Genomic DNA, 20,647 nt, shown 5'->3' with positions numbered 1-20,647 from the left:
AGGCTACTTTTTAAAATTCTTTGTAAACATAAGTATTTTCGGGTTTGTCTACTTTGATGAAAGACTGGACTTCGAGAGTTGGGAGGACTTGGTTTAGTTCTTTGTGATAGTGATTCCTAATCTTACCTTTGACTCTGACCCAGGTGTTATTTTCATACTGATTGCTATTTCCTGTAGTCAAGAGACCAAAAACACCCGAATCAGCAATACAGTGCATGATACCAAAACGAAAGACAAATTGACTATTGGCGTAATTGGGATCATTGTAGACAAAACCAGTAAACTCAATCTCCTTACCTTCAAATTCATTTGGAAAATCATAGATGACCTCCATGACTTCCAAGTAATTCTCATCCTTGATGACAATGCTTGATTGGCCTAAGTATTTATCAGCAGTCTTCCTAACAATATTTTCATAAGCAGTTTTTGAATAAAATCTGCTAGTATCCGGCTTGAGATACTGACTGCTGGTACCTTCACTTGCTTGGATTGCCTTGTCAGTTCCTTCCGACAAAGGAAAATAATATCCTTTTGCCGATACTGTTTGTGAATCCAGAGTGACTGTTGGGAAGGTAAATCCAACCAACAAGGGCAAACCTAAGAGGATAAAACTAGCAAGCTTGGCAGAAATACTGTGTAAGTGACTGTGTTTTTTATAGCGCTTGAAGCAAGTATAAGCTTGAACAATGGCTAGTAACAAAGATAAAAACATAGTGATATAAGCCAGATATGAGTAGTGGAGGTTTATATACTGATTGAGCTTTCCTGATAGGTGCAGATAAAGGCTTAAGATAAAGTAGCCAAATAAAATAAGAAATCGAATCATAACATCACCCCGACTAGATAAGAATATACAAGTACAACAAGAGTGACAATTGCCATGAACTGCCAAATAAAGCTCGTTTTGAGATAATTCTTCATCATGAGTAGGTTCTTGACATCCAGCATGGGGCCTATAACTAGAAAGGCTAATACTGGAGCGAGACCAAAACTTGATAGAAGAGAAGATCCGATAAAGGCATCCGCTTCACTACAGAGAGATAGTAGGAAAGATAAGACCATCAGAAGAATAATCGCAAGCAGTGGTGATGCACTGATAGATGTTAGGATTCGAGTTGGTACATAGACCTGAACGATGCTGGCAAAAAGACAGCCAAAGACCAAGTAACGCCCCATATCAAAGAATTCATCAATAGCTTGGATAAAGACTTGAAGGATTTTTTGACTTTTAGTCAAGTGAGAAAAATCATGCTCATGGCAAGCCAACCTATTTTCTTTTTGGATAGGTTTCTCCCAGAAAAATCCAAGAAAGATACCCAATATAGTAGCAACAAGAATCGCGCCCAAAGCGCGGAGTAAGACCATTTTAAATGAATTACCAAAGGCTGAATAAGTCGCAAAAAGTACGATGGGATTGATGATAGGAGCCGTTACTAGAAAAGGTACCGCTGTATAGCTAGGAACCTTTTTTTCTAAAAAGCGATTGATGATCGGAACGATTCCACACTCACAAGAAGGGAAGAGAAAACCGATGAAGCTACCAAAAAAGATTCTCCCCAAGCGATTTTTAGGGAGAAATTTATAAACTTTCTCAGGTGTGACATAGACTTCAATGGCACCAGAGATGATGCTACCGATTAAGACAAAGGGTAAAGCTTCAATGATAATTGAAAGAAAAATGGCGCCAGCTTGTAGCACACTAGAAGGTAAACTTTGAAAGAGTGTCATCTATTTTTTCTTTTCTGTCTTACCTTTCTTTTCTTTGTCGTCTGGGAAAGTCACTTGCTTCAAGTCAGGTAGTTTAGCGAATTCTTCGAACATCTTATCTAAGTCATCAGTTTTTGTAAATTTAACAGCCATAGGGTATACCTCAATTCTTTATGTTACCTCTATTATACTATTATTTCTAAGAAATAGTTGTTTTTTAAAACAAACATGGCTATTATCTTTATAAAGTTGAAATAAAGCAACAAATTAATGAAAACAAGCTTTCTTCCTTATGGTATAATAGTTTCATGGATAAAAAATATGAAAAAATTTCCCAAGATTTGGGTGTAACCTTAAAACAAATTGATACTGTCTTATCTTTGACAGCTGAAGGAGCAACTATTCCTTTTATCGCTCGTTATCGGAAAGACATGACTGGTAGCTTGGATGAAGTGGCCATTAAGGCTATTATAGACCTTGATAAAAGTCTAACTGCTCTTAATGATCGTAAAGAAGCTGTCTTAGCCAAAATCAAAGAACAAGGCAAGCTAACTAAGGAGTTAGAAGAAGCTATTTTAGCAGCTGAAAAACTAGCTGATGTAGAAGAACTCTATCTTCCTTATAAGGAAAAACGTCGCACTAAGGCAACGATTGCGCGTGAGGCAGGACTCTTCCCACTTGCTCGCTTAATCTTACAAAATGTTTCTGACCTAGAAAAAGAAGCAGAATCATTTGTCTGTGAAGGATTTGCTACGCCTCAAGAGGCTTTAGCAGGTGCAGTTGATATCTTGGTTGAAGCTCTATCTGAGGATGTTACTTTACGTTCAATGACTTATCAAGAGGTACTTAGACATTCTAAGATTACTTCCCAAGTCAAGGACGAAACTTTAGATGAAAAACAAGTCTTTCAGATTTATTATGACTTCTCAGAAACAGTTGCCAATATGCAGGGATATCGCACTCTTGCCCTTAATCGTGGGGAGAAGCTAGGCATTTTGAAAATTGGCTTTGAGCACGCGACTGATAGAATTGTATCTTTCTTTGCAGCTCGGTTCAAGGTTAAGAATGCTTATATTGACGAAGTTGTCCAGCAATCAGTTAAGAAAAAAGTATTACCAGCTATTGAGCGTCGTATTCGTACTGAACTAACAGAGAAGGCAGAGGAAGGAGCAATTCAACTCTTCTCAGAAAACCTCCGTAATCTTCTCCTTGTTGCACCTCTTAAAGGGCGCGTGGTGCTTGGATTTGACCCTGCCTTTCGTACGGGTGCCAAGCTTGCGGTCGTAGATGCGACTGGGAAAATGCTGACAACACAAGTTATTTATCCTGTCAAACCAGCTTCTGCTCGTCAGATCGAAGAAGCTAAGAGAGATTTGGCAGATTTGATTGGCCAATATGGTGTTGAAATCATTGCTATCGGAAATGGTACTGCTAGTCGGGAGAGCGAAGCCTTCGTCGCTGAAGTACTTAAAGATTTCCCTGAGGTTAGCTATGTTATTGTCAATGAGAGTGGAGCTTCCGTATACTCCGCTAGTGAACTTGCTCGACAAGAGTTTCCTGACTTAACCGTTGAAAAACGTTCTGCTATTTCTATTGCCCGTCGCTTGCAAGACCCCCTTGCTGAATTGGTTAAAATTGATCCAAAATCCATCGGTGTCGGTCAATATCAGCACGATGTTAGTCAAAAGAAACTGTCTGAAAGTCTTGACTTTGTTGTGGATACAGTCGTGAACCAAGTCGGTGTTAATATCAATACGGCTAGTCCAGCCTTACTTTCACACGTAGCTGGTCTTAACAAAACGATCTCTGAGAATATCGTTAAGTATCGCGAAGAAGAAGGTAAAATCACTTCACGCGCCCAAATTAAGAAAGTTCCTCGTTTAGGTGCTAAAGCTTTTGAGCAGGCTGCAGGTTTCCTCCGTATCCCTGAAAGTAGCAATATCCTTGATAACACGGGTGTTCACCCAGAAAACTATGTTGCTGTTAAAGAACTCTTCAAACGTTTGGACATTAAAGACCTAAATGAAGAAGCGCAAACCAAACTCAAATCTATTTCAATTAAGGAAATGTCACAAGAGCTAGACCTCGGTCAAGAAACTCTTAAAGATATTATTGCAGACCTTCTCAAACCAGGTCGAGATTTCCGTGATTCCTTTGATGCTCCAGTCCTTCGTCAGGATGTCTTGGATATCAAGGATTTAAAAGTTGGACAAAAGCTTGAGGGTGTTGTCCGTAATGTCGTTGACTTCGGTGCCTTTGTTGACATTGGTATTCACGAGGATGGCCTGATTCATATCTCTCACATGAGTAAGAAATTCATCAAGCATCCGAGTCAAGTCGTTTCAGTAGGTGATTTGGTAACCGTTTGGGTGAAGAAAATTGATGTCCAACGAGAAAAAGTAAATCTGTCGCTCCTTGCACCAGATGAATCTAACTGATTACGTTAAACAAATCTCTTTAGAAGACTTTGGGAAACCTTTCAAACACCAAGCTCAATGGAATACTCGCCTACGGTCGACAGGTGGACGATTCTTTCCAAAGGATGGGCATTTGGATTTTAATCCCAAAGTCTATCAAGAACTTGGTTTAGAGGTTTTTCGGAAAATTGTCCGTCACGAACTCTGTCATTATCATCTATACTATGAGGGTAAGGGATATAAACATAGAGATGTAGCCTTTAAAAATCTGCTAAAAGAAGTAGATGGACTCCGCTTTGTTCCTCCTTTATCAAGTGTCAGTCAAAAACCAGTTCTAGTCTATACTTGTCAAACTTGTAGTCAAACTTATCAACGAAAGCGACGAATGGATACCAAACGTTATCGATGTGGCCTTTGTCGCGGTAAACTCATTTTGCAAAATACGTCCAAGGACTGATGTAAACAGTTTTAATTCATGTTATACTGATTTCAAGAATACCGAAAGAGGTAGAAACTATGAATACAAAATTTTATAAAATGAGACGAAATCGTATGATATCAGGTGTACTTGCTGGACTATCTGATAAATGGGATCTTGATGTTACTCTTGTACGCTTCATTTTTGCTATCTTTACAATTGCAAACTTCGGACTTGGGATCATCATCTACATCATCCTAGCTTCTATCTTACCAACCAAGGAGGATATCGAAGCAGAAATGTACGGAACAGGACCACGTAAAATCAAAGAAGCTGAACCAATCGATGATGATAAAGGTTGGTTTTGGTAGTTTTACTTAATAGTTTATGTTTGGATAATAAAAAAGATACCGTAAGGTATCTTTTTTAAATACTAAACAACTGACCAAATAGATAGGTAACTCCCATGGTTAAAAGACCGATACAGAGGTTACGAATCATAGCTGTTTTGGTTGGGGCTTTTCCGAGTTTTGCACTGGTATAACCTGTGATCAATAGAGAAATCGCAACGATAAAAACAGTAGCAGGGATTCGAAAGTCACTTGGAAAGATGGTAATCGAAAGCATTGGTGGTAGACTACCAAGAACAAAAGCGATAAAGCTAGATGCCGCAGCATGCCAAGGATTTGTAAACTCTTCATACTCGATTCCGTATTTTTCTTCAACTAAAGCTTTCAGTGGATTTTTTAGAAAGGCTTTGTTGACTAATAGTTGAGCGGAAGTTTCACACTCACCATTTTGAAGATAGGCTGCGTAGAGGGATTTCTTGGCAGCTTCCATATCCTTATCCAAAAGTAATTGCTCACGAGCTACAGCGGCTTCTTCAGTGTCTTTTTGAGTGGATACTGAAACATATTCACCTCCAGCCATAGAGAAGGCACCCGCTAAGATGGCAGCCAAACCTGAGAGAAAGATAATCCAGATATTGCTGGTTGCACTGGCAACCCCGATAACAACTCCAGCGATGGAAATGATCCCGTCATTGGCTCCGAGCACACCAGCACGTAAAATATTTAAACGACCAGCGAAGTTTGAATCAATTTCATGTGTAATTTCTGACATAGTCTTCTCCTTTATATTCATTATAAAGTATAGGAGGAGTGAAAACAAACTTTTTAAACTATCTGAAAAAAGTTCTACAATTTTAATAATAGCCATAGCTATTGCTTATGCCTATATATAATAAAGTTGTATTTGTAACTGACTGTCATAGATGATACAATTAATTTAATGAAATCTTTGGAGGTCTGATGATGACTCGTGAATTTAAATTTGAAACTCTTCAATTGCATGCAGGACAAGTGGTAGATGATACTACCAAGTCTCGTGCTGTCCCTATTTATCAAACAACATCTTTTGTATTTGAAGATACACAGGAGGGTGCAGACCTTTTTGCCCTTCAAAAAGCTGGAAATATCTATACTCGTATTACCAATCCAACAACTTCAGCCTTTGAAGAGCGTATTGCAGCACTGGAAGGCGGAGTAGGTGCACTTGCCACAGCTTCTGGGATGGCAGCTCTTACTTATACTATCCTTGGACTTGCTCATGCAGGAGACCACGTGGTTGCAGCTTCAACTATCTACGGTGGTACCTTTAACCTTTTGAAAGAAACCCTTCCTCGATATGGAATTACCACAACATTTGTAGATATTGATAATCTAGAAGAAGTGGAAGCAGCGATTAAAGACAATACAAAACTTGTTTTGATTGAAACTTTGGGTAATCCAGTTATCAACATTCCTGATATCGAAAAAATTGCTGAAATTGCTCACAAACACCATATTCCTTTGGTTGCAGATAATACTTTTGCAACGCCTTATCTTATCAATGTCTTTTCCCATGGTGTAGACATCTCAGTTCACTCGGCAACTAAATTTATCGGTGGTCACGGTACAACTATTGGCGGTGTCATTGTTGATAGCGGTAAGTTTGATTGGGCAGCTTCAGGGAAATTCCCTCAATTCGTCAATGAAGATCCAAGCTACCATAATTTAAGCTATACTCGAGATGTAGGTGCTGCAGCCTTTATCGTTGCTGCTCGCGTGCAATTGCTTCGCGATATGGGAGCTGCCCTTTCACCATTTAACTCATTCTTGCTTCTACAAGGTCTTGAAACACTATCTCTCCGTGTTGAACGTCATGTTCAAAATGCTGAGAAAATCGTTGATTTCCTTGTGAACCATCCAAAAGTTGAAAAAGTTAATTATCCAAAATTAGCTGATAGCCCTTACCATGCCTTAGCGGAGAAATATCTACCAAAAGGTGTTGGTTCAATCTTTACCTTCCATGTTAAAGGCGGAGAAGCAGAAGCTCGTAAGGTGATTGATAGCTTAGAAATCTTTTCAAACCTAGCCAATGTAGCAGATGCAAAATCATTGGTCGTTCACCCGGCAACTACAACGCATGCTCAGTTGTCTGATTCAGATTTAGAAGCTGCAGGAGTAACTAAAAATCAAATCCGACTTTCAATCGGTCTTGAAAATGTCGATGATTTGATCGAAGATTTACGACTAGCACTTGAAAAAATCTAAAAATAACTTATTTTTATCAAATTAAGCATCCTTCTCACGAATAATAAAGTGAGGAGGATTTTTATGTATAGTATATCATTTCAAGAAGATTCACTCTTACCTAGAGAAAGATTGGTAAGGGAAGGAGTGGGAGCCCTCAGCAATCAGGAATTATTGGCTATATTATTAAGGACAGGGACAAAACAGGCCAATGTTTTTGAAATAGCACAGAAGGTCTTAAATCAGATGACATGTTTAACTGACCTCAAAAGAATGAGTCTACAGGAATTGCAGACTCTATCGGGTATTGGACGTGTTAAGGCTATCGAATTACAAGCCGTTATTGAATTAGGCTACCGTATCCATAAAAGGGAAACAGTGGAAATGGAGAGTATTCTTAGCAGTCGTAAATTAGCTAAAAAGATGCAGTCTGAGCTTGGAGATAAAAAACAAGAGCACCTAGTGGCGCTCTATCTGAATACTCAAAATCAAATCATTCACCAGCAGACCATTTTTATCGGGTCTGCCACGAGAAGCATTGCTGAACCGAGAGAAATTCTCCACTACGCTTTGAAGCATATGGCAACATCTGTGATTCTGGTTCATAACCATCCATCAGGAGCAGTAGTTCCTAGCCCCAATGATGACCATGTTACAAAGCTTGTTAAAGAAGCCTGCGAATTAATGGGATTGGTCTTATTGGACCATTTAATTGTCTCTCATTCTGATTATTTTAGTTATCGTGAGAAGACGGATATGATATAAAAAACCTGTATATGATACAGGTTTTACAATTTATTCACAACATAGTTAAAGAGTTCTTTATCCTTAGGACGATTTTCAAAAAGGAATTCTGGATGCCATTGAACACCAAGATAAGGGAAGCCGTCTGTAGTTGTAACAGCTTCGATAATACCATCTTTAGGATCGTGAGCTACAACCTTTAGATTCGGAGCTAGATCCTTAATACTTTGATGATGAAAAGAGTTGATATGAGAAATTTCCCCATATATTTCTCGGAGAATCGTATCCGGTTCAGTAACCAGTCTCTGAGTTGTATACTCAGCAGAAGTATCTTGCCAATGATCCTCAATCTCTTGATAGAGAGATCCCCCCATAGCTACATTAAAGAGTTGAGTGCCACGACAGACAGAGAAAATCGGTTTCTTTTGTTTGATGGCCTCTTTGATGAGTGCTAGTTCAAAAATGTCTCTTTGAAGATGGTAGTCATCACTATCGATAGATTTAGGTTCACCATAGAATTTTGGGTCAACATTTTGCCCACCTGTTAGTATGAGTTTATCAATTAGGCTGATGTAGTAACCAGCCATTTCTTCATCACCAATTGGTAGGATAATGGGGATACCTCCAGCTTCCTTAACTCCTTCAACAAAGCCTTTGGCAGCATAACTCATCATAAGATCATCATCTGGATGCGGGGTTTCATTTCCTGTAATCCCAATAACTGGTTTTTTCATAAATCAATTCGCTTTCTAATCCTCTTTTCGCATGAAATAGAGGAGGGTTTGAAGTTCGCTAGTAAGATCGACATACTGAACAACTACGTCTTTAGGAAGATGTAGGTGAACAGGAGAAAAACTGAGGATACCTTTGATACCAGCATTAACCAAAAGTTCCGCAACTTCTTGAGATTTAACACTAGGAACAGTAAGAATAGCAGTTTTAACATCACTATCCTTAATTTTGTCCTTTATTTGAGAGATTCCATAGATTGGAACACCGTCGGGTGTTTTGGTACCAACCTCTGGATGATCATCTAGGTCAAAAGCCATGATAATTTTCATTTTGTTGCGCTCATGAAAGCGGTAGTGGAGGAGGGCATGTCCCATATTTCCAATACCCACAAGCATAACATTGGTAATAGAATTATCATTTAAAAGATCAGCGAAAAAGTTCATGAGCTTTTTAACATCATAGCCAAATCCACGACGTCCAAGTTCGCCAAAGTAAGAGAAGTCACGACGAACAGTGGCAGAATCAATTCCAATCGCTTCTGCAATTTGTTTGGAATTAGCTCTTTCAATTTTCTCGGCATTAAATCTTTTAAAAATACGGTAATAGAGAGAAAGTCTCTTTGCTGTTGCTTTAGGAATAGCAGACTGTTTTTCTTTCACAAAATCACAACCTTTCTATCTACTATTTTATAGAAAGCTTGTGAAAATTGCAACAATAACGAAAAAAAACTAAGAAAAAATCTTAGTTTATCTTAGTTTCGTGGTAAGTTCTTAAAAAGCGGTAGAGGTTACCTAGAAGCCCTTGATAGATTTCAATTCTATCATGTGTTAAGGAAGTGATAAGAGTCGTATCTGGAAGAGTCACGCGACAACATAAGAGCATCGTAGTCTTCGTATTCTAGCACACGGTCTACTTGATAGCTATCTTTATAATTTAATTGATACATAATTGCTTTCTATTTTTCGCTTTTAGTAAAGACACCACGTTCCACAAGACTGTCCATCAAGAAGTAGAATTTTTCTTGGTGAATATGAGTTTCTTCTGATTTGAAGATATCAACTAGACGTAAGCCAAATTTATCAGTGATATTGATTTTTGCACCTGTCAAGTCTTTATTGATAATAATCTTGAGTTGAAAACCTTCTCCACTGTTTGGAACTTTTTCAAGAAGGCGTGTTAATTCATAGTTACCAACCTTTGTCTCAAAAAAAGTGTTATCTTTTAGTGTGAACTTTTTTACGGTTGGGCTAAGTGTATAATCATAACGACAATTTTTTAGTTTAATCGTTTGTTCAAATGCCATTGAGTTAACCTCCGATAATTTCTTTTAAAGTTTTGGCGAGAGTTATCATTTCTTGTTCTGTATTTTGAGGTGAAATGCTGACGCGAACAGATTCATGTAAGCGAGGAGAATCCTCTCCGTAGCAGGCTTGAAGAACATGACTGACCTGAACAATACCAGCTGTACAAGCGGATCCTGTTGAAATCGAAATACCTTCAAGATCCAGACGAAGGAGTAGCAGATCATTACGTTGACCTGGGAATCCGATATTGAGGACATAAGGGAGATTTTTCTTACCTTGATTTAGATAATAGTTTACTCCGCCCATCTCGGCCAGAAACATTTTCTGTAGCTTTTGAACTTTTTCAAAATTACTTTCTAAATGTTCAAGATCGTCCTTAAGAGCTGCAACCATACCTATAATTGCGGGAAGATTTTCTGTCCCTGCTCTTTTTTTCTGTTCTTGATCTCCACCATGTAGATAAGAATCAAAATCTGTAGAAGCAGCGTATAGGAAACCGATACCCTTGGGACCGTGAAATTTATGGGCGGAAGCACTGAGGAAATCTATTCCTAGTTCTTCAGGAAGAATCTCTAGCTTCCCGACAGCTTGAACAGCATCTACATGATAAGCTGTTGGATGTTCTCTTAGAACTTCACCAATCTCAGCTATTGGTAATAGAGTACCAGTTTCGTTGTTGACATACATAGTTGAAACTAGAATGGTATCTTCACGCAGTGCATGTTTTACCTGGTCTGCTGTAATTTCTTGATTTTCAGGTTTTAAAATCGTTACTTCAAATCCGAAATTTTCTACCAGATATTCGATTGGCTCAAGAACTGCATGATGCTCAATAGCAGTAGTAATAATGTGTTTCCCACGATTTTGATGACGGAGACAGTAACCAATAATAGCTGTATTATTGCTCTCGGTCCCACCAGAAGTAAAGAAAATGTGTTGGGGCTTTGTACCTAGTAACCCTGCTAATTCTTGACGTGCTTCACGTAAACATTTGCCTGCTTGACGCCCATGGCCATGAATACTAGAAGGGTTGCCATAAGTTTCTTGCATGACTTGAGTCATTGCTGAGATAGCTGCAGATGACATCGGTGTCGTAGCAGCATTATCTAAATAAATCAAAAACTCACCTAATTTCTATTTAAATTTAAATAGTGGACTAACTGGTTTTCTTTCGTGAATACGAACCATTGCATCACCAATCAATTCGCTTGCAGTGATGTATTGAACGTTTTGAGGTTTTTTACTTTCTGTTGATACAGAATCTGTAACCAGAATTTCCTTGATATTAGCAGCATCCAACAACTCCGCAGCACCGTTAACGAACAGTCCATGACTAGATACTGCGTAAATTTCTGTTGCTCCATCACGTTCTAAAATTTTAGCAGCTTCAGAGAAAGTGCGACCGGTGTTAAGAATGTCATCAATCAAGATTGCCTTCTTACCTTCAACATCACCGATAATGTAACCTTGGCTACGTTCAGAATCATCTTGAGCATAGTCGATGATAGCAATTGGTGCATCTAGGTATTCTGCAAGACTACGAGCCCGTTTTACACCAGAGTTTTTAGGACTAACAACAACCACATCTGAACCAGTCAACCCTTTATCGCAGTAGTGTTTTGCAAATAGTGGGATTGTATAGAGGTTATCTACAGGAATATCAAAGAAACCTTGAACCTGAACAGCATGAAGATCAAGAGTTAATACCCGACTAACTCCAGCTTTTACCAACATATTCGCAACAAGTTTAGCTGTAAGAGGCTCACGAGAAGAAGCAATACGGTCTTGACGTGCATAACCAAAATAAGGCATGACAACATTTATTGTATTTGCACTAGCTCGAACACAAGCATCGACTGTGATTAAAAGCTCCATTAAATGATTGCTAACGGGATAAGAAGTAGACTGAATAATGTAAACATCATATCCACGTACACTTTCTTCAATGTTTACTTGGATTTCGCCATCAGAGAATTGACGAGAAGATAATTTCCCAAGTGGAACACCTGCAGCATCTGCAATCTTTTGAGCAATTTCATGATTAGATGAAAGTGAAAAAAGCTTCATATTTTTTGTATCTGACATTGATAAACCGTCCTCTATAAACTATGGAAATCAGCGAAAAAAACTAATTTAAAAGAAGGTGTTTTCTTTCGCAGACTCAATTATTTTTTATCCCTTCTATTTTATCAAAAAAAGAAGATTATTTCAGTATTTTTTCATATTTTCTATAAATCGTACTAATTTTGAAGGAGCCTTCTTATATTGGATTTCATTTGCTCGTAAAAACTCTTGAAAATCAAGACTTCCTTGGTCACCATTCTCAACTTCTAGCTCTAGTTCATAATCTACAATATCGAAGTAAAGACTTTGATCAAGCGCCATGAGTCCAATAGCTGTTTCTTTTTCGTAACGAACAGTAGTTAGGCAACCTAAAACTACCCAACCATTTGGTGAAAGTCCTCGATTTTTTAGTTCGTCCATAATCATGCCCTGAGGGAGTTTACATTCTTCGAGACAATCGTTAGCTTCCTCAAGAGTAAGCGCTTGGTTGTATTCCATATTTCCAACCTCTTGAGGGATTTTAATGGTCAATTCAGCGCTTGTATCGAAGGTACGAATGCGCATAGCGATTTTATGTTGGCGAAGATAAAAATCAGGTGTGTCCAGGTAGTAATTTTTTTGTGTAATTGGTGTGACTTCTAAAAATTGAGCTTGCAATCGGTTATATTCTTCTTCACTGAGAAGTGTTTTCATTTCAATTTCTAAATGTTTCATTTTTTCAACCTTTTCTTTATATTTGAAAGCGATTTATGGTATAATAAGCATTGTATTTATTGTATATGATTTTCATGAGAAAATCAAAAACTAGATGAATGAAACTGCTTAAAGAATTGGATGTAATAGTTATATGATTACAGAATGGGAAGAATTTTTAGATCCTTACATTCAAGCTGTCGGAGAGCTAAAAATTAAACTCCGAGGAATCCGAAAACAATATAGAAAACAAAACCGCCATTCTCCAATCGAGTTTGTCACGGGTCGGGTTAAACCGATTGAAAGTATCAAAGAAAAAATGGCACGCCGAGGTATTGGCTACGACACACTCGAACAAGATTTGCAAGATATTGCAGGTTTACGTGTCATGGTTCAATTCGTAGACGACGTAAAAGAGGTTGTTTCTATCCTTCGTAAAAGACAGGATATGAGAGTTGTTCAAGAACGTGATTATATCACACACCGTAAGGCATCAGGTTATCGTTCTTACCATGTGATTATTGAGTATACGGTTGATACCATTTACGGTGCAAAAACCATTCTAGTTGAGATTCAAATTCGTACCTTGGCTATGAATTTTTGGGCTACAATCGAACATTCCCTCAACTATAAATATCAGGGAGACTTCCCTGAAGAAATCAAGGAACGACTTGAAATTACAGCCAGAATTTCACATCAGCTAGATGAAGAAATGAGTAAAATACGTGCTGATATTCAGGAAGCACAAGCGCTCTTTGATCCTTTGCACAGAAAATTAAATGACGGGGTAGGAAACAGTGACGATACCGATGAAGAATATAGGTAAACGAATTGACCTAATTGCCAACCGTAAGCCTCAGAGTCAGAAAGTTCTATTCGAATTAAAAGAACGATTAAAAAAGAATAATTTTATCCTAAATGATAAAAATCCAGATATCGTTGTCTCTATTGGTGGAGATGGGATGTTGTTGTCTGCTTTTCATAAGTATGAAAACCAACTGGATAAGGTTCGTTTTGTTGGGGTTCATACAGGACATTTAGGTTTTTATACGGATTATCGTGATTTTGAGTTGGACCAATTGGTTACAAATTTACAGTTGGATAATGGAGCTCAAGTTTCTTATCCACTCTTAAGTGTCAAAATATTTCTCGAAAATGGTGAAGTCAAGTCTTTCCGAGCATTAAATGAAGCTAGCATTCGTCGAGCGGATCGAACTATGGTTGCTGATGTCATTATTAACCATGTTCCCTTCGAACGCTTTCGTGGTGATGGCCTAACAGTTTCAACGCCGACTGGAAGTACTGCATATAATAAATCCCTCGGTGGAGCAGTCCTTCATCCGACTATAGAAGCCTTGCAATTAGCTGAAATTGCTAGTTTGAACAACCGAATCTACCGCACACTTGGTTCATCAATTATTGTTCCTAAAAAAGACAAGATTGAATTGATACCAACTCGAAATGACTATCACACAATCTCAATCGATAATAGTATTTATTCTTTCCGAAATATTGAGAAAATAGAGTATCAGATTGATCATCATAAGATTCATTTTGTAGCCACGCCAAGCCACACCAGTTTTTGGAATCGTGTTAAAGATGCCTTTATTGGTGAGGTAGACGAATGAGGTTTCAGTTTAATGCCGACGAACATGTCAAGGTAAAAACCTTTTTAAAAAAACATGAAGTTTCAAAAGGGTTACTTGCTAAGATAAAGTTTCGAGGCGGTGATATTCGAGTGAATGGACATCCGCAGAATGCAACCTATCTTTTAGATATTGGAGATGAAGTTGTCATTGACATTCCTCCAGAGGAAGGTTTTGAGACCCTGGAAGCAATTGATTATCCTCTAGATATTCTCTTTGAAGATGATCACTTCTTGGTTATAAACAAACCTTTTGGAGTTGCGTCAATACCTAGTGTTAATCACTCTAATACCATTGCAAACTTTATTAAGGGCTACTATGTAGACCAAAATTATGAGAATCAACAGGTTCACATTGTGACTCGACTTGATCGAGATACCTCTGGTTTGATGCTTTTTGCTAAACATGGCTACGCACACGCCAGACTAGACAAGCAATTGCAAAAAAAGGCAATTGAAAAGCGGTATTTCGCTCTTGTCAAGGGAAATGGGCATCTGGAACCTCAGGGAGAAATCATAGCACCAATAGCTCGAGATGAAGATTCCATCATTACTAGGCGAGTAGCAAAGGGTGGAAAATATGCTCACACTTCCTATCAAATCGTGGAATCTTATGGGGATATCCATCTAGTCGATATTCGTCTTCACACGGGTAGAACTCATCAGATTCGAGTACATTTCTCGCATATAGGGTTTCCATTGCTGGGAGATGACCTTTATGGGGGAAGCCTAGATCATGGCATAGAACGCCAAGCTCTTCATTGTCATTACTTATCGTTCTATCATCCTTTCTTAGAAGAGCAGTTAGAGCTGGAATGCCCACTGCCGGATGATTTCAACACACTTATAACACAGTTATCAAATAATAATTTATCTTAAAAGGAGTCAAAACTCATGGAAGTTTTTGAAAGTTTGAAAGCCAACCTAGTTGGTAAAAATGCACGCATCGTCTTACCTGAAGGTGAAGAACCACGTATTCTACAAGCAACCAAGCGTTTGGTAAAAGAAACAGAAGTTATCCCTGTACTATTAGGAAACCCTGAAAAGATTAAAATCTATCTTGAAATTGAAGGAATTACAGACGGCTACGAAGTTATTAATCCAGAAAATTACCCACAATTTGAAGAAATGGTAGCTTCTCTTGTTGAACGTCGTAAAGGAAAAATGACAGAAGAAGAAGCGAGAGAAGTGCTCATCAATGATGTGAACTACTTTGGTGTTATGTTAGTTTATATGGGCTTAGTAGATGGTATGGTTTCAGGTGCTATTCACTCAACAGCTTCAACTGTTCGTCCAGCTCTTCAAATTATCAAGACTCGTCCAAATGTTAGCCGTACATCAGGTGCCTTCCTCATGGTCCGTGGCACTGAGCGTTACTTGTTCGGTGACTGTGCGATCAACATCAACCCCGATGCTGATGCTCTAGCTGAAATTGCTATTAACTCAGCTATCACAGCTAAAATGTTTGGTATTGAACCTAAGATTGCTATGCTTAGCTACTCAACTAAAGGTTCAGGTTTTGGTGAAAGTGTTGATAAGGTTGTTGAAGCAACTAAAATCGCACACGAATTGCGTCCAGACCTTGAAATTGATGGTGAATTACAATTCGATGCTGCCTTCGTTCCGGAAACTGCAGCTCTTAAAGCTCCAGGAAGTAATGTAGCTGGACAAGCTAATGTCTTCATCTTCCCTGGTATTGAAGCAGGTAACATTGGTTACAAGATGGCAGAACGTCTTGGTGGATTTGCTGCAGTTGGACCTGTTTTGCAAGGACTTAACAAACCAGTAAATGACCTTTCACGTGGATGTAACTCTGATGATGTTTACAAACTAACTCTGATTACTGCAGCACAAGCTGTTCATCAATAAAAATTTTTCCCTCTTTTCCTCTTGGCAAAGGGGGATTTCCCTTTTTAAAGACACAATTCATCTGCAATAATAGCTAAAATATGGTAAAATAGTCAGTAATCATCTATATTTTATGAAATAAGTTTGTATGAAGAAAAGGAAATAAAATGGCGACTATTCAATGGTTTCCTGGCCATATGTCAAAAGCAAGACGTCAAGTCCAGGAAAATTTAAAATTTGTTGATTTTGTGACAGTTTTAGTGGATGCACGCTTGCCCTTGTCTAGCCAAAATCCAATGCTGACTAAAATCATCGGGGACAAACCAAGACTATTGATTCTGAACAAGGCAGACCTTGCAGACCCAGCATTAACAAAAGAGTGGCGTCAGCACTTTGAATCGCAAGGAATTCAAACGCTTGCTATCAACTCTAAAGAGCAAATTACGGTAAAAGTCGTGACCGATGCTGCAAAGAAACTCATGGCTGATAAGATTGCTCGTCAAAAAGAACGTGGTATTCAAATTGAGACCTTACGTACAATGATTATTGGGATTCCAAACGCAGGAAAGTCAACTCTGATGAACCGTTTGGCTGGTAAGAAAATTGCTGTAGTTGGAAACAAGCCTGGTGTGACAAAAGGCCAGCAATGGCTTAAAACCAATAAGGATTTAGAAATTTTGGATACCCCTGGGATTCTTTGGCCAAAATTTGAAGATGAAACTGTTGCTCTTAAACTTGCACTTACGGGAGCCATCAAGGATCAGTTACTTCCAATGGATGAGGTAACGATTTTCGGTCTCAATTACTTTAAAACACATTACCCCGAGAAGCTTCAAGAACGTTTTAAACAAATGAATCTGAACGATGAAGCTCCAGAAATCATTATGGATATGACTCGCATCCTAGGTTTTCGTGATGATTACGACCGTTTTTACAACCTTTTTGTCAAAGAAGTTCGTGATGGAAAACTTGGTAACTATACCTTAGATACATTGGATGATCTCAATGACAACGATTAAAGAAATCAAAGAAGAATTAGCAAAAATAAGAGAACTTGAAAGTCCCTTATTTAAGGAATTTGAAAAAGATTCTCGTTCAGGTGTCCAAAAGGAAATTGAAAAGCGTAAAAAGGCCATCCAAGCAGAAATGGATGAAAATCTCCGCTTAGAAGGCATGCTTCGCTATGAAAAAAATCTATATAGTAAAGGGACATCCCTAATTGCTGGTGTAGATGAGGTTGGACGTGGTCCTTTGGCCGGACCTGTTGTTGCTGCGGCAGTCATTCTTCCCAAAAATTGTAAAATAAAAGGTTTAAATGACAGCAAAAAAATTCCTAAGAAAAAACACGAGGAGATTTTTCAGGCTGTCAAAGAGAATGCCCTAACAATCGGTATTGGGATTATGGACAATCATGTCATTGACCAAGTCAATATCTATGAAGCGACAAAACTAGCTATGAAGGAAGCTGTTTCGCAACTTGAACCTCAGCCAGAACATCTTTTGATTGATGCTATGAAGTTGGATTTGCCGATTTCTCAGACATCCATCATTAAAGGAGATGCTAATTCGCTGTCTATTGCAGCGGCATCTATCGTTGCTAAGGTTACCAGAGATAAGATCATGGCTAACTATGACGAAGAATTTCCAGGCTATGATTTTGCTCAAAATGCTGGCTATGGAACTGCTAAGCATTTAGAAGGAATTGAAAAGCATGGTGTCACACATATTCATCGCACCAGTTTTGAACCGATTAAAACGATCGTTTCAGAAACTAGTAAAAGATAATTAAAGGAGAGAATTATGGAGGAACAATCGGAAATACTTAGTTCCAAGAAAGAATTTGCCTTCGCGTCCAGTACGATCTTAGCTCAAGTAGGGCGAGGTATTATTGTTGGATTAGTCGTAGGAATTATTGTGGGATCATTTCGATTTTTGATCGAAAAAGGCTTTCATATCGTTCAAGGATTTTATCAAGACCAAGAGAATCTGATACGGAATCTATTGATTGTTTTATTGTTTTATATCCTCATTTGCTTACTTAGTGCCAAATTAACACGTTCAGAAAAAGATATCAAAGGTTCTGGTATTCCTCAAGTTGAAGCGGAGTTAAAAGGTCTCATGTCTCTCAACTGGTGGAGTGTCCTCTGGAAGAAATACATTCTAGGTATCTTGGCCATTGCGAGTGGGCTCATGCTCGGTCGTGAAGGTCCCAGTATTCAGCTAGGTGCCGCTGGAGGAAAAGGAATTGCTAAATGGCTCAAGTCTAGCCCTGTTGAGGAGCGTTCTTTGATTGCAAGCGGAGCTGCTGCTGGACTTGCCGCTGCCTTTAACGCACCGATTGCGGGGTTATTATTTGTAGTAGAAGAAGTTTATCACCATTTTTCACGATTCTTCTGGGTTTCTACCTTGGCTGCTAGTCTAGTAGCAAACTTTGTTTCTCTTCTTATCTTTGGCTTGACACCCGTTCTGGATATGCCAGATAATATCCCTCTCATGAGTTTGAGTCAGTATTGGATTTATCTGCTTATGGGGATTTTTCTTGGTTTTTCAGGTTTTCTTTATGAGAAAGCGGTTCTGAATATCGGCAAAGTTTATGATTGGATTGGGAAAAAGGTTCACATTGACAAAGCTTATCATCCAATTTTTGCTTTTATCCTGATTATTCCTGTAGGAATATTCCTACCTCAAATACTTGGTGGGGGCAATCAGGTTGTCTTATCCTTAACAGAACAAGATTATAGTTTCCAAATTCTCTTAGTTTACTTCATCATTCGTTTTATCTGGAGTATGATTAGTTACGGAAGTGGACTACCAGGTGGTATTTTCTTACCAATTTTAGCTTTAGGGTCTTTACTTGGTGCTCTGGTCGGTGTTATTTGTGTCAATCTTGGACTCGTCACCCAGCAGCAATTTCCTATCTTTGTGATTCTTGGAATGAGTGGGTATTTTGGTGCTATCTCAAAAGCACCTTTGACAGCTATGATTCTTGTGACTGAGATGGTCGGAGATATCCGTAATCTCATGCCTTTAGGTATGGTGACACTAGTTGCCTATATTGTTATGGATCTGCTCAAAGGGGCACCTGTCTATGAAGCCATGCTGGAGAAAATGTTACCTGAAACCGCAAGTGACGATGGAGAAGTTACTCTTATTGAAATTCCTGTTTCTGATAAAATAGCAGGCAAGCAAGTACATGAACTTAATTTACCACATAACGTACTGATCACAACCCAAGTTCATAACGGAAAACGTAAGACGGTTAACGGTTCAACAAGAATGTATTTAGGAGATATGATCCATCTTGTTATTCCAAAAAGCGAGATTGGGAAAGTGAAAGATTTGTTACTATAAAAACATAAAAAAAGTTATGTATTTTTAAGAACAAAAAGATAAGAGAATATATTTGTTGCATAATATAATTTATGTAACAAATATATTTTTTAGGATATTTTTAAATAATTAAAGGGAGTTGCTATGAGTAGAAATAAGGCTCTTTCAGTTTATTTGGTAGGAACTTTTAGCCAATTGTTATTAGTTTGTTTAGTTGTATTTTTCTTTAATTATTTCGCTATTCGTTCTGATCTAGTAAATATTCTCGGTGTAATGATTGGTGGTATCTCTACAGCCTTATGGGGTAGCATTGTTGCCATTTTCTATTATAAGATTGACTTAAAGAAAATAATAAAAGATTTTTTTAATATTCAGACCAGTTACAAACATTATTTATTAGCATTTTTTCTTATTATTCTTGATTTCTCTTTTCTATTTTTTGGAGGGGAAATCGTACAATTTATCTGGTATATTCCTTTTCTGATGTTTTTCAAATTTATTGTATTTGGTGGATTGGAAGAAATCGGTTGGAGATACGTATTTCAGCAAATTTTACAAGAGAAGTTACACTATTTTCAAGCAACATTTTTAACATTTATCATTTGGTCAATTTGGCATTTATTGTTCTTCTATATAGATGGCTCCCTAATCAATCTTCAATTAGTACCTTTTTTATTTGGGTTGCTGACAAATTCCTTCATTCTTTCAGCTCTTTATTTAAAAACAAAAAATCTCTGGATTTGTGTGATGACACATTCAATAATTAATGTGTTCTCTCAATTAACTATTAGTGACGCTCATTACGAAATCTATCTAATCAAAATTATTGTTATTGTTGCATCGTGTTTTATAGCAAAGTCCAGCAAAGTTAAATATAAGACAAAACGTAGTAATTAGTAATTAGTATTTAGAATAATTTTAAATATCTATCAAATACTTAAAAAATCCAAATTAACAAAAAGATTTGGATTTTTTTGTTTTAAGGTTATGTAAAAGTTACTTAGTAAGTGTTGAATAAACATTGGTAGAAAACTAAAAGTTAATGTACATTTGAACAATTTCCAGTATTCACTTAAATAAAGTACATAATTGAGGATAATCAGCTCTAAAAAAATTTTTGGTTAATACTAAAAGTTTATGTACAATTGACTTAACGTGAGCTAAACTATTGA

Annotated in this window: 23 protein-coding genes and 1 pseudogene; 13 read left to right on the top strand and 11 right to left on the bottom strand. The window is 37.8% G+C overall.

Annotated elements, in window-relative coordinates; all coding sequences use genetic code 11:
• Positions 1-10 precede the first annotated feature (10 nt).
• The 3 genes from KJR31_RS02570 to KJR31_RS08580 are packed head-to-tail and all read right to left on the bottom strand — an operon-like array spanning position 11 to position 1,860.
• On the bottom strand, positions 11-826 hold the full coding sequence (locus tag KJR31_RS02570; protein WP_214261931.1) for a TIGR03943 family putative permease subunit: 816 nt from the start codon (positions 824-826) through the stop codon (positions 11-13).
• The gene (locus KJR31_RS02565; RefSeq protein ID WP_214261930.1) at positions 823-1,728 is read right to left on the bottom strand and encodes a permease; all 906 of its coding nucleotides are present in this window, start codon (positions 1,726-1,728) and stop codon (positions 823-825) included. The genes KJR31_RS02570 and KJR31_RS02565 overlap by 4 nt, the downstream gene beginning before the upstream one ends.
• Positions 1,729-1,860 (bottom strand): SPJ_0845 family protein, encoded by a 132-nt coding sequence (locus KJR31_RS08580; RefSeq protein ID WP_284444641.1) that lies wholly within the window; start codon positions 1,858-1,860, stop codon positions 1,729-1,731.
• 155 nt (positions 1,861-2,015) lie between these two features.
• On the opposite strand from KJR31_RS08580, the gene KJR31_RS02560 reads away from it, so the two are divergent.
• The 3 genes from KJR31_RS02560 to KJR31_RS02550 are packed head-to-tail and all read left to right on the top strand — an operon-like array spanning position 2,016 to position 4,913.
• Positions 2,016-4,145, top strand: a complete 2,130-nt coding sequence (locus KJR31_RS02560; RefSeq protein ID WP_214261929.1) for a Tex family protein — start codon at positions 2,016-2,018, stop codon at positions 4,143-4,145.
• Positions 4,132-4,581 (top strand): SprT family protein, encoded by a 450-nt coding sequence (locus KJR31_RS02555; protein WP_214262520.1) that lies wholly within the window; start codon positions 4,132-4,134, stop codon positions 4,579-4,581. Before KJR31_RS02560 ends, KJR31_RS02555 begins: the two co-directional genes overlap by 14 nt.
• A 59-nt stretch (positions 4,582-4,640) precedes the next feature.
• Entirely contained in the window at positions 4,641-4,913 is a 273-nt protein-coding gene (locus tag KJR31_RS02550) for a PspC domain-containing protein (protein WP_214261928.1), read from the top strand.
• Positions 4,914-4,968: 55 nt separating this feature from the next.
• Here the strand turns inward: KJR31_RS02550 and KJR31_RS02545 are convergent, their stop codons facing one another.
• Positions 4,969-5,664, bottom strand: coding sequence for a VIT1/CCC1 transporter family protein (locus KJR31_RS02545; RefSeq protein WP_214261927.1), 696 nt, complete (start codon positions 5,662-5,664; stop codon positions 4,969-4,971).
• 191 nt (positions 5,665-5,855) lie between these two features.
• On the opposite strand from KJR31_RS02545, the gene KJR31_RS02540 reads away from it, so the two are divergent.
• On the top strand, positions 5,856-7,136 hold the full coding sequence (locus KJR31_RS02540; protein ID WP_214262519.1) for an O-acetylhomoserine aminocarboxypropyltransferase/cysteine synthase family protein: 1,281 nt from the start codon (positions 5,856-5,858) through the stop codon (positions 7,134-7,136).
• Between the two features lie 63 nt (positions 7,137-7,199).
• Complete coding sequence (gene radC / locus KJR31_RS02535) at positions 7,200-7,880, top strand: RadC family protein (protein ID WP_214261926.1); 681 nt, start codon at positions 7,200-7,202, stop codon at positions 7,878-7,880.
• Between the two features lie 23 nt (positions 7,881-7,903).
• Here radC and KJR31_RS02530 read toward each other — a convergent pair whose 3' ends face one another.
• The 7 genes and pseudogenes from KJR31_RS02530 to KJR31_RS02500 all read right to left on the bottom strand — a co-directional run bounded on the left by KJR31_RS02530 (position 7,904) and on the right by KJR31_RS02500 (position 12,673).
• Complete coding sequence (locus tag KJR31_RS02530; RefSeq protein ID WP_049496210.1) at positions 7,904-8,593, bottom strand: gamma-glutamyl-gamma-aminobutyrate hydrolase family protein; 690 nt, start codon at positions 8,591-8,593, stop codon at positions 7,904-7,906.
• A 15-nt stretch (positions 8,594-8,608) separates the two neighbouring features.
• Positions 8,609-9,250: a redox-sensing transcriptional repressor Rex gene (locus KJR31_RS02525; protein ID WP_049496213.1), complete on the bottom strand. Its 642-nt coding sequence runs from the start codon at positions 9,248-9,250 to the stop codon at positions 8,609-8,611.
• A gap of 82 nt (positions 9,251-9,332) precedes the next feature.
• Positions 9,333-9,537, bottom strand: a pseudogene (locus tag KJR31_RS02520) (DUF4649 family protein).
• 9 nt (positions 9,538-9,546) lie between these two features.
• Positions 9,547-9,894, bottom strand: coding sequence for a DUF1831 domain-containing protein (locus KJR31_RS02515; RefSeq protein WP_214261925.1), 348 nt, complete (start codon positions 9,892-9,894; stop codon positions 9,547-9,549).
• 4 nt (positions 9,895-9,898) lie between these two features.
• A complete protein-coding gene (locus KJR31_RS02510) occupies positions 9,899-11,014 on the bottom strand; it encodes a cysteine desulfurase family protein (protein WP_214261924.1) in 1,116 nt (371 codons plus the stop codon).
• Positions 11,015-11,029: 15 nt separating this feature from the next.
• Entirely contained in the window at positions 11,030-11,980 is a 951-nt protein-coding gene (locus tag KJR31_RS02505) for a ribose-phosphate diphosphokinase (protein ID WP_214261923.1), read from the bottom strand.
• Between the two features lie 123 nt (positions 11,981-12,103).
• Positions 12,104-12,673, bottom strand: coding sequence for a CYTH domain-containing protein (locus KJR31_RS02500; RefSeq protein WP_214261922.1), 570 nt, complete (start codon positions 12,671-12,673; stop codon positions 12,104-12,106).
• Between the two features lie 133 nt (positions 12,674-12,806).
• On the opposite strand from KJR31_RS02500, the gene KJR31_RS02495 reads away from it, so the two are divergent.
• From KJR31_RS02495 to KJR31_RS02460, 8 genes are all read left to right on the top strand, one after another.
• Complete coding sequence (locus KJR31_RS02495) at positions 12,807-13,478, top strand: GTP pyrophosphokinase (RefSeq protein ID WP_214261921.1); 672 nt, start codon at positions 12,807-12,809, stop codon at positions 13,476-13,478.
• Positions 13,462-14,280 carry an NAD kinase gene (locus tag KJR31_RS02490; RefSeq protein WP_214261920.1) on the top strand — a complete coding sequence of 273 codons (819 nt, stop codon included), beginning with the start codon at positions 13,462-13,464 and terminating at the stop codon, positions 14,278-14,280. Before KJR31_RS02495 ends, KJR31_RS02490 begins: the two co-directional genes overlap by 17 nt.
• Entirely contained in the window at positions 14,277-15,176 is a 900-nt protein-coding gene (locus KJR31_RS02485) for an RluA family pseudouridine synthase (RefSeq protein WP_214261919.1), read from the top strand. The genes KJR31_RS02490 and KJR31_RS02485 overlap by 4 nt, the downstream gene beginning before the upstream one ends.
• Positions 15,177-15,191: 15 nt before the next feature.
• Positions 15,192-16,166, top strand: coding sequence for a phosphate acetyltransferase (gene pta, locus KJR31_RS02480; RefSeq protein ID WP_004252952.1), 975 nt, complete (start codon positions 15,192-15,194; stop codon positions 16,164-16,166).
• Between the two features lie 146 nt (positions 16,167-16,312).
• Positions 16,313-17,164 carry a ribosome biogenesis GTPase YlqF gene (ylqF, locus tag KJR31_RS02475; RefSeq protein WP_214261918.1) on the top strand — a complete coding sequence of 284 codons (852 nt, stop codon included), beginning with the start codon at positions 16,313-16,315 and terminating at the stop codon, positions 17,162-17,164.
• Positions 17,151-17,930: a ribonuclease HII gene (locus KJR31_RS02470; RefSeq protein ID WP_214261917.1), complete on the top strand. Its 780-nt coding sequence runs from the start codon at positions 17,151-17,153 to the stop codon at positions 17,928-17,930. Before ylqF ends, KJR31_RS02470 begins: the two co-directional genes overlap by 14 nt.
• A 15-nt stretch (positions 17,931-17,945) precedes the next feature.
• Positions 17,946-19,496 (top strand): ClC family H(+)/Cl(-) exchange transporter, encoded by a 1,551-nt coding sequence (locus KJR31_RS02465; protein ID WP_214261916.1) that lies wholly within the window; start codon positions 17,946-17,948, stop codon positions 19,494-19,496.
• A gap of 123 nt (positions 19,497-19,619) precedes the next feature.
• Positions 19,620-20,372, top strand: a complete 753-nt coding sequence (locus KJR31_RS02460; RefSeq protein ID WP_214261915.1) for a CPBP family intramembrane glutamic endopeptidase — start codon at positions 19,620-19,622, stop codon at positions 20,370-20,372.
• The last annotated feature ends 275 nt before the right edge of the window (positions 20,373-20,647 follow it).

Origin of the sequence: Streptococcus infantis (assembly GCF_018499575.1) — a bacterium.
GTDB lineage: Bacteria > Bacillota > Bacilli > Lactobacillales > Streptococcaceae > Streptococcus > Streptococcus infantis_K.
Note: the sequence above shows the minus strand (reverse complement) of the source record. Positions and strands in the feature narration are given on the sequence as shown.